Annotated in this window: 11 protein-coding genes; 9 read left to right on the top strand and 2 right to left on the bottom strand. The window is 48.6% G+C overall.

The features are described 5' to 3' along the window. Positions 1–6: 6 nt before the first annotated feature. From nqrM to BLW68_RS10990, 5 genes are all read left to right on the top strand, one after another. Positions 7–219, top strand: a complete 213-nt coding sequence (nqrM, locus tag BLW68_RS11010) for a (Na+)-NQR maturation NqrM (protein ID WP_092793221.1) — start codon at positions 7–9, stop codon at positions 217–219. A gap of 70 nt (positions 220–289) precedes the next feature. Continuing rightward, complete coding sequence (locus BLW68_RS11005; RefSeq protein ID WP_092793219.1) at positions 290–1,579, top strand: NCS2 family permease; 1,290 nt, start codon at positions 290–292, stop codon at positions 1,577–1,579. 6 nt (positions 1,580–1,585) lie between these two features. Then, entirely contained in the window at positions 1,586–2,455 is an 870-nt protein-coding gene (locus tag BLW68_RS11000; RefSeq protein ID WP_092793216.1) for an MBL fold metallo-hydrolase, read from the top strand. A gap of 88 nt (positions 2,456–2,543) precedes the next feature. Next, complete coding sequence (locus BLW68_RS10995; protein WP_092793213.1) at positions 2,544–5,204, top strand: ATP-binding protein; 2,661 nt, start codon at positions 2,544–2,546, stop codon at positions 5,202–5,204. A gap of 153 nt (positions 5,205–5,357) precedes the next feature. Then, positions 5,358–6,200 (top strand): HDOD domain-containing protein, encoded by an 843-nt coding sequence (locus tag BLW68_RS10990; protein ID WP_092793211.1) that lies wholly within the window; start codon positions 5,358–5,360, stop codon positions 6,198–6,200. An 11-nt stretch (positions 6,201–6,211) separates the two neighbouring features. Here BLW68_RS10990 and BLW68_RS10985 read toward each other — a convergent pair whose 3' ends face one another. Together BLW68_RS10985 and BLW68_RS10980 are read right to left on the bottom strand one after the other, a co-directional pair. Further along, positions 6,212–7,111 carry a recombination-associated protein RdgC gene (locus BLW68_RS10985; RefSeq protein ID WP_092793209.1) on the bottom strand — a complete coding sequence of 300 codons (900 nt, stop codon included), beginning with the start codon at positions 7,109–7,111 and terminating at the stop codon, positions 6,212–6,214. Between the two features lie 44 nt (positions 7,112–7,155). Continuing rightward, positions 7,156–8,904, bottom strand: coding sequence for a sensor histidine kinase (locus tag BLW68_RS10980; protein ID WP_092793205.1), 1,749 nt, complete (start codon positions 8,902–8,904; stop codon positions 7,156–7,158). Between the two features lie 212 nt (positions 8,905–9,116). Between BLW68_RS10980 and BLW68_RS10975 the strand changes: the two genes are divergently transcribed. From BLW68_RS10975 to thrA, 4 genes are all read left to right on the top strand, one after another. After that, positions 9,117–9,482, top strand: a complete 366-nt coding sequence (locus BLW68_RS10975; RefSeq protein WP_092793202.1) for a response regulator — start codon at positions 9,117–9,119, stop codon at positions 9,480–9,482. Continuing rightward, complete coding sequence (locus BLW68_RS10970) at positions 9,479–10,093, top strand: chemotaxis protein (RefSeq protein ID WP_092793199.1); 615 nt, start codon at positions 9,479–9,481, stop codon at positions 10,091–10,093. Before BLW68_RS10975 ends, BLW68_RS10970 begins: the two co-directional genes overlap by 4 nt. Beyond that, on the top strand, positions 10,093–11,055 hold the full coding sequence (locus BLW68_RS10965) for a GGDEF domain-containing protein (protein WP_092793197.1): 963 nt from the start codon (positions 10,093–10,095) through the stop codon (positions 11,053–11,055). Before BLW68_RS10970 ends, BLW68_RS10965 begins: the two co-directional genes overlap by 1 nt. Positions 11,056–11,319: 264 nt before the next feature. Next, positions 11,320–13,779 carry a bifunctional aspartate kinase/homoserine dehydrogenase I gene (gene thrA / locus BLW68_RS10960; protein ID WP_092793195.1) on the top strand — a complete coding sequence of 820 codons (2,460 nt, stop codon included), beginning with the start codon at positions 11,320–11,322 and terminating at the stop codon, positions 13,777–13,779. Positions 13,780–13,783 lie beyond the last annotated feature (4 nt).

The following is a 13,783-nucleotide window of genomic DNA, read 5'->3' as shown; positions in this document are numbered from 1 at the left end:
GTGGTTATGACTATTTTTTTATTAACTTTTGGTTTGTTCTTGCTGGTGATGGTCGCAATGGCTATTGGTTATCTGGTACAGCGTAAAACAATTGCCGGTAGCTGTGGTGGCTTGGGCGCAGTAGGTATAGAAAAAGCCTGCGACTGCGATAAACCCTGTGAAAAGCGCCAACAGCGGCTGGATAAAGAAAAATTCTGGCAGCAGAATAAAATTATCTAAGCAGATTATTTTATCGGGTTATCACTAAAGCTGGCTTCAAGCCAGCTTTTTACATTAGAGGAATACCATCTTGCTGGACAGACTATTTGCCCTTAATGCCCGCGGTACATCGGTTAAACGTGAAGCTATAGCAGGCCTGACAACCTTTATGGCCATGTCTTATGTGTTGTTTGTAAACCCCGCTATGCTGGCGCAAACCGGTATGGAGCAGGGCGCGGTATTCGTGGCTACTTGTCTGGCTGCTGCTTTAGGTTGCCTGTTAATGGGGCTGCTGGCCAATTTGCCGGTAGCGCTGGCGCCAGGTATGGGCCTGAATGCTTTTTTCACTTACGTTATAGTGGTAGAGCAAGGGCATAGCTGGCAAACCGCGCTGGCGTGCGTATTTTTCTCCGGTTGTTTGTTTTTGCTGCTGAGTATTTTTAAAATCCGTGAGTGGATTATCAACAGCATACCGCTGCCGCTAAAGATGGGCATAGCCGCCGGTATTGGTATGTTTCTGGCGCTTATTGCTCTTAAAACCGCCAATATTATTGTGGCCAGCCCGGCTACACTGGTGACGCTGGGCGATTTGCATAGCCCGCAAGTGTTATTGGCGGTGGCAGGTTTTTTTATTATTTTTGCTCTGGCGCACCGGGGCTGGCACAGCGCCGTGTTAATCAGCATTTTGCTGATAACCGCGGTAGCCTGGTGGCTGGGCGATACTCAGTTTAACAGTGTAGTCGCGCTACCGCCGTCCATAGCACCTACTTTTATGCAACTGGATTTTGCCGCTGCACTTAGCTTGAGCATGTTGCCGGTTATTTTAAGCCTGCTGTTTCTGGATTTATTTGATACCTCCGGCACTTTAGTAGCGGTAAGCCATAAAGCGGGTTTAATGCAACAAAACGGCACAGTACCGGATTTGAATAAAGCGCTGATTGCCGACAGCAGCGCTACTATTGCAGGTGCGTTGTTTGGCACGTCCACTACCACCAGCTATGTAGAAAGCACCAGTGGCGTGGCAGCAGGCGGGCGTACCGGATTGATGGCCGTGGTGACTGGTTTGCTATTTCTGGCAGCATTGTGGTTTTCACCGCTGGCGGCTATGGTGCCATCTTATGCTACAGCCGGGGCCTTGCTATACGTGGCGACTTTAATGCTTAGCAGTCTAAAACATGTAGAGTGGGATGATGTGATCCATGCAGTGCCGGTATGCGTTGTGTTGATTATGATGCCGCTGACGTTCTCTATTTCAGACGGTATTGGTATGGGGTTTATCAGTTATGCTGTGTTATGTTTAGTCACGGGTAAGCTACAGCAAACCACACTCAGTGTCTGGTTACTGGCGCTGATATTTCTGGCCAAATTTATCTGGGGATAATAAGCAATGAAACTTAGTTTAGCTACTGCACTGGTATTGCTGCTCGCTGCCGCACCGTTACAGGCAGACCGCTTTAAAGATGTACAGGTAGAGGAAACGAAGCTGGCAGACAACCTGTATATGCTGTCTGGTGCCGGCGGCAATATGGCGACCTTAATTGCCGGTGATAAGGTGTTGCTGGTTGATACACAATATGCTGAATTAGCGGGTAAAATTAAAACCAAGTTACAGCAGTTAAGTGCAAATAGACCCCTGACTACCCTGATCAATACTCATCTGCATGGTGATCATGTCGGCGGTAACAGCGCACTTGCAGCCAACATCGACATTATTGCCCACAACAACGTGTTAAGCCGCTTAACCCAGGATGCAAAATTTCCGCGTAATGGCTTACCAAAAACCACCTTCACTGACCAGCTTAGCTTGCATTTAAACGGCCAGACAGTAAGGCTGGATTATATGCCACCAAGCCATACTGACGGTGATATTGTGGTCTGGTTTGAACAGGCCAATGCCGTACATTTTGGTGATTTGTTGTTTGAAGGCCGGTTTCCGTTTATTGATGTCAGTAATGGCGGCTCGGTTAAAGGTTATATCGACAATACCCGCACCCTTATTGGCATGCTAAACGAGCAGACTAAAGTGATCCCTGGCCATGGCCAGTTAACGGATAAAGCCGGTGTGCAACGGTCTCTGGATATGATGGAGGCCACGCTGGCTGTGGTGCAAGGCTATAAAGCCGCCGGCATGACTGAGCAGCAAGCCGTAGATAAGGGTTTGGGGCAGCAATGGCAGAGCTGGCACTGGAACTTTATTACCGAAGAGCGCTGGATTAAAACCTTGTATCATGCCGACGTAAGTGCCGATGTAAACTAGCGCTTGTGGCGTTGTCGTATGCTGGTTATGCTGTAGCGATGTAAAATATGCAAAGCCGGTAAGGCTTTGTCTGTGAGCCAGGACAAGGATGAGGTTACGCGAAACGCTCGTTGCTTATATGCTGCCATTGCTGGTATTGCCGGTAATGGCGTTTGGCTATCTGGCGTACCAGTTCAGCAAGCAACATTTACAGCAGGAAGCTTACTTTAAGGCAGAGCAAAGCTTGTTCCGGCAACAAACCGAGCTGACTAACTTTTTGCTGCTGCAACAAACCCGGCTTGGCATGCTGGCACAAAGCCCCTTGCTGCAACAGCATATAGTGCAACGTAACAGCACGACACTGACAGCGTTAGAGCTGCAGCTTAATCAGTATGTTATGGCTGATCAGCATATTGTTGCGCTGAAGCTGGTTAATCTGAACGGTGAATATGAAACCCAGTTGCCAGCCAAAGCCGAAGTGTCTGGCATTCCCAACCGTTTTCGTAACGAATATTTCTCTTCATTGCAGGCCATGGTAGATGAGTCGGGTTACTTTTTAGCCCGTGACAACGACAGCAAAGATCTACAGCTGTTTTTTGCGCATAAGCTGTACGCCGGTTCGGTTAGTGAGTCCCGCCGGTTATGGGGCTATCTGGTAGTAGTGGTCAGGCCACAACTGCTGTCTGACATTGTTAATTATCAACATACGCCTAATAGCGTTACCTTATTGATCAGCAAAGCCGACACCGTGACGTTTGCCAGCACACCGGCATTAATTGGCAGCGCTTTTGCGCCAACTAATTTTCGTGCTATCCAGCAAAGTATTGATGCCGATAAATTCAAGCCAGTAATATTGCTCGGGCAAACACGGCTATTGCTGGGTAAAAGCCTGCCGGGTTCTTTTCAGCTGTTATATGGCCTGGATGAGAGCGAACTGTACCGCCAACAGAAAATGCTATCGCTGGTGCTGGTGCTGATGACGTTGCTGGTGTGTTTGATGTTGCCCTTACTGGTGTACTGGCTACTTATCCGCAATGTATTTGAACCGATTAAACAGCTGACAGCGGCGAAGACAGCAGTAGGGCGGGGAGACTTGTCTACTCTACTGGAAGTGACCAAGCAGGATGAACTGGGCGATATGTTTGCTGCGTTTAATGTTATGGTACGCCAGCTGCGGGTATACCGCGAGCGTGAACGCGCTTATAAACAACAGCTTGAAGACAAAGTACTACGCCGCACCCAGGACTTAGCCCGTGCCAATGATGACTTAGCTGCGGCGAACCAGGAATTGATCCTCGCCCGTGAAACCGCCGAGCAGGCTAACCGGCTAAAAAGTGTGTTTCTGGCCAATATGAGCCACGAAATCCGCACTCCACTTACTGCCATTATTGGCTTTTCAGAGCAAGCGCAAACAGAGCCCGACAACGATAAGCGGCAAAACTATCTGCAGCGTGTATTAAAAAGTGGCGACCACTTACTCGGGTTAATTAACGATATTCTGGATTTATCTAAAATTGAAGCTGAAAAACTGGAACTGCTGCACGAGCATTTTAACTGCTTAGCATTAATTGATGATGTGTTTCAGTTAACCCGCAGTCAGGGGGAAGCCAAAGGCCTGACCTGCCAGTTAGACTTGCAATTTCCGTTACCGCTGATGCTGTATAACGACGTATTACGCTTTCGGCAGGTGTTGCTAAACCTGACCAGTAATGCCGTCAAGTTTACCCAAAAAGGCAAAATAGTTATCAGTGTGTCTTTCGACGCTATCCAGCAACAGCTGTCTATTAAAGTAAAAGACACGGGTATAGGGATGTCGGCGGAAGAGCTGGGCCGTATTTTCCAGCCCTTTGTGCAGGCAGATGCCACGGTAACCCGCCATTTCGGTGGCACCGGGCTTGGCTTGTGTATTTCAAAGAAGCTAATGCAGCAGATGCGTGGTGATATTCAGGTTGAAAGTGTAAAAGGCATTGGTAGTTGTTTTGAACTGCAATTTGATTGTTCAGGCCAGCTAACTGAGCTGGTACACGCTTTTTCAAGAGAGGCTCAGGCGGCTTCGCAAAATGCCCAAACCGTTGCGGTGCAACAGCTGCATATATTGGTGGCAGAAGATAACCCGGATAATCAGCTATTGCTGCAGTTAATGCTGGAAAAAGCCAACACCAGCTGCGTACTGGTAGATAATGGCCATAAGGCGGTAGAGCGGGCATTGGCGGAAGATTTTGATCTGATTTTTATGGATATGCAAATGCCGCTAATGGGCGGCGAAGAGGCAACGCAGTTAATCCGCCATGCCGGTATTGATACGCCGGTCATTGCCGTAACGGCAAATGTTATGACCGAAGATCTTGAACGCTACAAACGTGCTGGTTGCCAGAGCTTACTGGCCAAACCGGTTAACCAGAAAGAACTGATTACGCTATTGGCAAAGTACACCAACCAAACGATACCAGCTTTAAGCAGCCTGGAGCAGCAATTGGCGCAAGATCCGCAAATGCAGGCGTTAAAGCGCCAGTTTGCTGCCCAGTTGCCACAGTTGTATCAGGAACTGAAACAGTACTGTAGTGCTGCGCAGTGGCGGGAGCTGGCATTTGCCGCCCATAGTCTTAAAGGCAGCGCCGGCAGCATGGGGTATCCGCAACTTACCCGGCTGGCAGGTGAGCTTGAAGTGGCGGCTAATACACAGCAACGGGACGAATGCTTACAGTTGCTGACACAAATACAGGTGAATATTCAGGCAGATAATGAAGATAAGACTGTTTCTGATGTCTGATAATTTTACATATACCCCGCAGTTGGCGCAGAATAACCACCTGCCAGCGTTTATAGAGTGCAAAGTAAGCCGCTGCGCCTATACTGAACAGGTAGTACAACATATTGATTGGGCAGTTAATTCTGCCTTTGCATCCTAATCCGGAGCCTTTTTATGCCAGCACAGCAGCAGTTGCTTCAGATCCTCGAACGTAAAATACAGCAAGACCAGCTGATATTGCCGACATTACCGGATGTGGCGTTGACGGTACGGCGCAGGGCCAATGAGCCAAATGTCAGCCTGCAGGAGATGGCAGATGTTATTGCGCAGGACCCGGCATTGGCCGCCCGGATGATCAAAGTTGCGAATAGTGCCTTTATGGGCCGCTCGATCAAAGTTTCTACGCTGAATCAGGCAGTAACGCGAATTGGCCTAAGCCAAATCCGCAATATTGCTATTGCCATGGCACTAGAGCAGGTGTTTGTGTCTAAACATAAACAAGTGCAGCAACAACTGGATGCATTGTGGCAAAGCAGTGTGCAGGTGGCTAGCATCGCTGTAGCCTGTTTGTCGTACTACAATAGCCGTGAGGCGCGTACCGGTTTAAATAAAGACGTACTGACATTAATGGCATTGGTGCACAATATTGGCGCTTTGCCTATAGTTGCCGAGGCAGAGCGGCAGGAAGCATTACTCGGCGATCCGCGTTTTTTACTGCACCTTGCAACCAGTTTATCTACAGAGGTCAGCCTTAGGATCATGTATGCCTGGGCTTTTGCTGAACCATTTCAGCAGGTGGCATCAAGCTGGCAGAAATTGCAGCCGGATAAACCAGGGCCGGGCTATACCGATTTTATCCGTTTAGCAGTAATTGCCAGAGATGGCTATGCAGATAAAGAACTACAGCAGCGTTTATTGCGTTATTACATGACGATGCAGATGGTGCCACAGCAAGATTTTATGCAACACCCTGATATACAAGCGGTATACCAGGATGTGCGTGCTGTTTTCAGTTAAGCTGAGTTTGCTTATTCAGCCGTGCCAAGTTGTTGGCTGATACTCAGTAAGGCCTTATTCAGCGCAGCAGCCATTAACATAAGGTCGGCATCCAGCCTTGCTGTCAGATCTTCCCAGCCCAGTTCGTCGTTCTGGCTGGTTAGCAAATCATGGAATTTAATCCGTTTTATTGCACCGTCATCAGTTATCTGCACCGACAAACCTTCGCTTTGTTCCAGGCTGATACTGGTTACCAGTTTATCCTGTAAGTGGCTTTGCACTTCATCAGCAGTTAGCAGATGGTTGCTGAATTTTACCTTGGCACCTTCTTCATCGGGCGCTTTTAGCTCAGCATCACTGCCCTGGACAAAACCTTGTGGCAATGCCTGATTTTGCAGCCACAGCTGTAAACTAGCATTTAGTTTATGGTTATCAAGCCAGGGTAGTGCAGGCAGTGAGCCCAGTGCTTTACGCAGTAAAGCCAGCACATCTTCTGCTTTGCTGGCACTGCTGGTGTTGATCACCAGCCACTGATTTTGCGGATCATAATAGCCCTGAGTTAAAGATGAGCGGCTAAACGCTCTTGGCAACAAGCTTAGTTGCAATTCTTCTTTCAGGCTTTGTTTTTCTTTACGGCTGAGTGGCCGGCCTTTTTCCTGCTCCATAGCTTCCAGCTTAGGTTGCATTTCTTCATTAATTACAGCTGCCGGCAGTATTTTCTCCTGCCGTTTTACCGCAAAAAACACTAAGTGATCACACTGATGGCAGTATTGTTTAATACTATGGTGCAATGGAAAACTAAACCCTGTTCTGACCGCTTCCTGCGCGGTTAGCGGGGTAAATTTGAATTCAGTAAGGGCTTGCTCCCACTCAGCAACATCAGTACTGAGTGGTGCACTTAGCTTATAAACACGAACATTCTTAAACCACATAATTCACTCTAAACAATAAATCCGGAGCGGCAGTATAACGTGGATCAGCCTGACATTTTCAGGTTTTTTGGAAAGCAGATATGGTAGTGCAAACCTTTGCCTGGCTCACTGCTGACCTGAATACTTCCGCCTAACGTCTGGCGTACCAGGTTATAAGTGATATGGGTGCCAAGGCCGCTGCCGCCTTGATCACGTTTGGTGGTAAAGAAAGGATGAAACAGTTTTTCCAGTTGCTCCGGGGCCAGGCCTTTACCGTCGTCGCTGTACTTAATGTCTACGTTGTCGTCTTCGTCCAGCACGGTAATACGGATCAGGCCATTGTCCATATCTTCAAAGCCATGGATCAGTGAATTCATCAGCAAGTTGGTAAAAATTTGCGAAATAGCACCCGCCGGACAATTGAGCATAATATTGTCCGGGCAGTTTACTTCAATATGGTGATGGGTCTTTTTAAAATTAGGCTGCAAAGAGCGGATAACTTCGTGCAGATATTCGGCCAGATTTATCGTCCGAATGGCTTCGCTGGTTTGATCTACGGCAATTTGCTTAAAGCTGGCAATCAGCTCAGATGCGCGGATCAGGTTTGATTGCAGCAGTTCAGAGCCTTGCTTGGCTTCTTCAATAAAATGCTCCAGCGCTTTGGGCGACAAGGTTTTATCATGATAGGCCTGCTCCAGCGCATGAATTTTCTCAGCCAGAAAGCTGGTTGCGGTAACACCAATGCCAACAGGGGTATTCACTTCATGGGTAATGCCGGCAACCAGGCCACCGAGTGCGGCCATTTTCTCCGATTGCACCAGCCTATCCTGCGCCTGTTTTAAATCATCAACAATTTTTTCCAGCTCGGTTTGCTTACCGCGTAGCGCATCTTCAGTATGACGGCGACGTTCTATTTCTTCACGCAGGCTTTGTTGCTTTACTTCAAGCTCTTGTTTTTGTTGCTGCAAATCCATCATAGCCTGGCTCAGGCCAGAGGTTTTACGCGCAACTTCCTGCTCTAACATCAGGTTTTGCTGATCCAGCTTTTCATTTGACAGCATCAGCTGTTTTTGCGTGGTTTCCAACTGATGTTTGTAGTCTTGTACCCGGCCAATTAAGCGGTTAAAGGCATCGGCCATGACACTTAATTCTGAAGTGTCGCCATGTTGTATTTCGACTTTGGCGCCATCGAGCTGATCCAGCTCTAAATCTTCAATTTGTTGAGTCAACTCTGTCAGAGGCACGGTGAGCTGCCGGCGAAACGCCAGTAAAAACAAGATAATAAGGAAAGTGGTTTTGAGCATGGCATTGCCAATCAGGAAATAAATACCCACTTTTATCCTGTCTATCACCACGGCCCGGCTTGAGAATAGCGTGACGTCGCCTACCTGGGTTGCCCGGCCGGAAAACTCAAAAATAAGCGGGAAAGTATAGCCAAAAATACCGGATTGTTGTTCGGTAAGGCGCACGCCCTCCCTGACCAGCTGGGTGCTGAAACGCTCCTGTATATCAATATAACGGCCCAGTTGGGTGATTACTGCGCCGCTGTCATCGCGCACTATAATGCCTTCTATTGCCGGTATGGCCAGTAAACCATCGGCAATAATCAGTGCCTGCTGGGTATTCAGCTCCCATATTGCGCGTGTAAGGCTACCCGAGAAGGTTTGTTGCAAGGTTTCAAGTTCGCCGTTGATATGATTCTTAGTATTAAAATACTCCGCAACAATTTGTCCCAGTGTTACTACAAATGTCAGGATAAAATAAACTGACAACACCTTAGTCAGGAGCTTACGGGATAAGCTTTTATGTTGCATGAATTAACCTTGAGTAACGAAACATTATTAGTATTATACCGCTACCATAACCAATAACCTGAACTTTGAAAATAGCATTACTGTGGGATACGGTTAGTTGTTACAGCTTGTGTCAGCTATTTATAGCTCAGATATTGCTTTATAGCGGCACCCTGTATATATTTTTTAACCTGTTTACGCCAAATTCATTATAATAATACAGGCTGCTGTAAATGGCTTTAACTGCACTTATTTGTGATGATTCCCTGCTTGCCCGGAATCAGCTGAAGAAATCTCTGCCATCGGTTTTTGATGCCGACATTATTACCGCCAGTAACGGGGTAGAAGCACTTTCTATTCTCAGAGCACGCGAAGTCGGGCTGGTATTTCTTGATTTGACGATGCCGGAGCTTGACGGTGTAGGGGTGCTTGAAGCTATCAAAGCTGATGCAATGGACTGCCTGGTTATTGTGGTATCTGCCGATATTCAGCCGGAAATGCAAAAGCGTGTCATGGAACTTGGCGCGCTGGCGTTTGTACAAAAGCCTGCTACCGCCGATAAACTTGCTGATGTTATGCACAAGTACGGTTTGATATGACAGAACTGCATTTCACCGATGTGCAGCGTGATTGCCTACAGGAGTTAGTTAATGTTGCCATGGGGCAGGCCAGTGACAAGCTGGCGCGCTACCTGGGCACTTTTGTACATTTGCAGGTGCCGGCTATTGCTCTGGTAGAAGCCGCCCTGTTATCACAGCATTTTGCCAGCCGCTATCAGCAGCAAAGCGCAACACTGGTGAGCCTGGGGTTTTTTGGTGATCAGGGCCTGCGCGGTGAAACCATTATGCTGTACCAGCTGGCGAATGTCGGGGTTATTGCCCAGTTGCTGGGTTACAGCGATGACGCGGTTTCTGAGGCAGAAATGCTGACCGATATCAGCTCGGTGCTGACAACCACCTTTCTAAGCGGGCTCGCAGAGCAACTGGAAAACAGTTTTTCTTATGCCGCCCCGCGTATTTTATCCAGCCGCGATCAGTATTTTGCTGACAAACTGGCTTACACTGCTGAGCAGTGGCAACTGGCGCTGCAGGTAGATATCCGCTATCAGTTAACCGACTACAGTTTTAACTGCGACATGATTCTGCTTATTCCCGGAGAAGCGGTACTGCGGTTGCGCCAGACGCTGGATAACATTCTGGCAGATTTCTGATGCAACTGGACTGGCTACTGCAACCTTTACTGACTCAGCTTAATACCGGTGTGCTGGTATTGGATGCGCAATACCGGGTAGTATTTTTTAATCAGTTTATTGCCCGCCGTGCCGACGTAGATTTGGCTAAAGTGCAGGGCAACTTGCTGGAAGATGTTTTTGCTGATTTACCTCTGGCCTGGCTGCGGCGCAAACTGGATAGCGTATTGCATTTGCAGGTTCCGGCGTTCAGTAGTTGGGAGCAGCGGCAGTACATTATTAAATTAGCCCATCTGCGCCCTCTTAGCAGCGACAGCCAGTACATGGCGCAGAACTGCAGCATGTTACCTCTGACTGCACCGGATGGCGTATCGCGCTACATTTGCTTGCTTATTGAGGATGCCACCGACGCTTATGTATATCAGCAGCAATTACAGCAAAGCGTAATACAGCTCGAACATGCCAATCGCACCGATGGTTTAACCGGCGTGTATAACCGTCGTTACTGGCAGCAGCAGCTGGGGTATGAAATTCAGCGTGCCGGGCGTTATCAGCATCCGTTATCTTTGTTGTTATTCGATCTGGATAAATTTAAAGATCTTAATGATCAATATGGCCATCAGGGCGGCGATTTTGTGCTGGTCGAGTTATCACGACTGATTGGTTCATTGCTACGGGATACCGACCTATTTGGCCGTTATGGCGGCGAGGAATTTGGCATTATATTGCCCGAGACAGGCATGACTGGTGCATTGCAGGTGGCTAACCGCATTTGCGACACCGTTGCCCGGCATAAAATGCTGTATAACCAGCAGACACTCAAAGCCACTATCAGTATTGGTGTGGCGTGTTATTTTGCACAGAGTGTTGATGAGCTGATCCAGCGCGCCGATACCGCGCTGTATTGCGCCAAACGACAGGGGCGCAACAGGGCTGTTGCCTACCAGCCAGAGCTTGAAGGTTACCTGAAAAAGGTAAAATAGCCGGTGTTAAAAATTAGCCGTTGACAGACGTCTACAAGTCTGTGCATAGTGAAGCCATGAAAATAAAAACCACTACACTCACCACCATTATTATTACCACCAACCCTTCGGGGTAGGAGGTCGGCGGTGTGTTGTCTGTAGAAAAGACCCGTGACCTCAAATGTCACGGGTCTTTTTTTTGGCTCTGTTGTGCAGGGCTGTTACCGAATAAACCAAGTATCGCGATAACTGACAATAACAGTAAATTAAGCGAAGGAGTTTAAAATGAGGGTGCTCAAGTTTGGCGGATCGTCACTGGCGTCAGTAAGCCGTTTTGCCGGAGTCGCACAGATAGTGCAGCAGCAAACAACAATAGACAGTATTTGTCTGGTGTTATCGGCGCCACAAGGCGTAACCAATACGCTGGTTGAGCTGACCGATTTGGCTTATCTGGGATCGGATTTCAGCCCGCTGTTACAACAATTGCAACAGCGTTATCAAACGCTGGCCAATGAAGCACTGGCGTTATTTCCAACAGCAGAGCTAAGCGGTTTAAATGATGTTATTAGCCGGCAGCACGAACAGCTGCAGGCTCAGCTTACCGGTATTCAGTTACTCAGGCATTGTCCGGACCATATTAAGGCGCAAATTCTGGGGCTGGGTGAGCAATTCAGCGTTGCTCTGATGACAGCGTTACTCACTGCTAAGCAGGTGCAAACGGTTGCACTGGATGGCGTGAAACTGGTTAAAAGCAGTGGTGATTATTTAAATGCCACGGCAGATATTGCCGCATCAGAGCTGACGTTACAGCACGCTATCGCCAGCCAGAGCGCACAGGTGTATGTGATTGCCGGTTTTGTATCCAGTAATGCCCAGGGCGAAACCTGTTTGCTGGGGCGCAACGGCTCAGATTACTCCGGCGCTATTGTTGCTGCCAGTATCCGCGCCAGCGCCTGCGAGATTTGGACCGACGTAGATGGTGTATACAGCGCCGATCCACGCCAGGTTAAAAATGCCAAGTTAATTGATAAATTGTCTTACGACGAAGCCATGGAACTATCGTACTTCGGCGCCAAGGTACTGCATCCGAAAACCATAGGCCCGCTGGCACGGTACAATATTGCCTGTTTTATCAAAAACACCCTTAATCCGTCAGCTCCTGGCACCTGCATTGATAATAACGGCGAAGGTGACGCCCTGGTTAAAGGCATTTCCAGCCTTGAGCATCTGGCACTGGTCACGGTATCCGGCCCGGGTTTAAAAGGCGTGGTGGGGATGGCCAGCCGGGTATTTGCCTCTATGGCGCGGGCACAGATTTCTGTCAGCCTGATCACCCAGTCATCATCAGAATTTAGTATCAGCTTTTGTGTCCCGCAGTTACATTTAACGGCGGCAAAAAATGCCCTGCAACAGGAATTTGAATTAGAACTGCAAACCGGTTTACTGCGCCCGCTGAGTATTTTGTCTGATATGGCAATTGTTAGCCTGGTAGGTGATGGTATGCGCCAGCACCGCGGTGTAGCAGCGAAGTTTTTTGCTTCCTTGGCGCAGGCGCGGGTTAATGTAGTGGCCATAGCACAGGACAGCAGCGAACGTTCTATTTCTGCGGTTATTGAGCAGGCCGCCTGCAAAAATGCCGTAAAAGTGTGCCATGAAAACTTTTTCAGCCATATCCCCAGTATTGATGTGTTTCTGGTCGGCTGTGGTGTGGTGGGTAGCGAACTGCTGCAACAAATTCAGCGCCAACAAGCCTTTTTACATAGTCGCCAGGTTAAGGTAACGGTGTACGGTATTGCCAATAGCAAGGCGGTATTGTTGCACAGTGACGGCATTGATTTATCGCAGTGGCAACCTCAGCTGGCTGAGGCTAAACAGGCGTTTTCTCTGGATACGCTAAACCAGTTTGCCCAGCAACATCATCTGACAAATCCGGTACTGGTAGATTGCACCAGCTCAGAGCAGGTTGCGGCGCAATATGCCGATTTTATTGCCGCGGGCTTTCATGTGGTCACACCGAATAAAAAAGCCAACACCGCCTCTTATGCTTATTACCAGCAACTGCGACAGCTGGCGCAGCAACATCGGCGCCGGTTTTTGTATGAAACTACAGTGGGCGCCGGTTTACCGGTTATTGATACCTTACAGGGGTTGCTTAATGCCGGTGACGAATTACTCGCCTTTGAAGGTATTTTGTCAGGGTCGTTATCTTACATTTTTGGTGAATTGGAAGCCGGCGTCAGCCTGTCTGAGGTTACTAAAAAAGCCCGTTCAATGGGCTTCACCGAGCCGGATCCACGCGATGATCTATCCGGCATGGATGTCGCGCGCAAGCTGTTAATTCTGGCGCGTGAAGCCGGTATGGCGCTGGAGCTGAGCGATGTTGAGGTAGAATCGGTATTGCCGGCAGATTTCGCTGCCGGGGCCTGCACAGATGATTTTATCGCCAGCTTACCGCAGCTTGATGACAGCTTTGCCAAACGTATTGAGGCTGCTAAAGCCGAGGGTAAAGTGCTCAGGTATATTGGTGAAATTGCAGACGGCAAGTGCCGGGTAGCCATTAAAGCGTTGGTGGCAGATCATCCGTTGGCTAAGGTAAAGGATGGCGAAAATGCGCTGGCTATTCATACCCGCTATTACCAGCCTATTCCGTTTGTACTGCGTGGTTATGGCGCAGGTGCGGCGGTAACATCGGCAGGCGTATTCAGCGATATTATGCGCACCCTCGGCTGGCAACAACAGGTGTAATAAC

This window comes from Rheinheimera pacifica (assembly GCF_900108485.1).
Classification (GTDB): Bacteria; Pseudomonadota; Gammaproteobacteria; order Enterobacterales; family Alteromonadaceae; genus Alishewanella; species Alishewanella pacifica.
This window is presented reverse-complemented; position numbering and strand designations above follow the sequence as displayed.